The 672-nt window shown below is 53.9% G+C and carries 1 protein-coding gene; it reads left to right on the top strand.

Translation table 11 applies throughout. From position 1 onward, the window contains the following. The coding region (locus J5224_RS33190; protein WP_264629153.1) for an Ig-like domain-containing protein at nucleotides 1-672 on the top strand (672 nt) is incomplete at both ends.

The following is a 672-nucleotide window of genomic DNA, read 5'->3' as shown; positions in this document are numbered from 1 at the left end:
GGCTTTATCAATACCAGCGAGTCCACCGCCACGCCGGTCAGTGGCACCAGCAGCGAAAAAACCGTGGATCTGGTGTTTACCGACGTCAACGGCAAGACCGTTGAAGTGAAAAATGTCTCGGTAGTGGACGGCAAGTGGAGCACCACGGCGGATCTGAGCAGCCTGGCGGAGGGCAAGGTGGAAGCCAAAGCCACCGCCACTGACCCGGCCGGTAATCAGGCACACGATACGGCCCTCTCGGCGCTAGACGTGACTGCCCCTGAGATAGATATCACTGGATTTGCGGGTAACGACGGATATATCAATCAGCAAGAGTTGGGTGGAACCTTTATTGAGGGGACGAGCAACGAGCGTTTCGTCAATCTCACCTTTACCGACAGTAACGGCAAGTCAGTCACCGTCAGCAGTGTGCCGGTCTTTGACGGCAAATGGCATAACACGATTAATTTAGGTTCGCTGGCAGAAGGCAAAATCACCGTGGTGGCGACGGCGACGGATGCCGCAGGTAACACCGCGCAAGACAGCGCCAGTGCCATCATGGATAAAACCTTACCTGAAATTGATATCACCAATTTTGCCGGTAATGATGGCTATCTCAATGCGCACGAATTAGCCGGACAATTTATTCAGGGCACCAGCACGGAAAACCACGTGACATTGGTCTTCACTGAC

Source organism: Candidatus Symbiopectobacterium sp. NZEC135, assembly GCF_025962695.1.
Note: the sequence above shows the minus strand (reverse complement) of the source record. Positions and strands in the feature narration are given on the sequence as shown.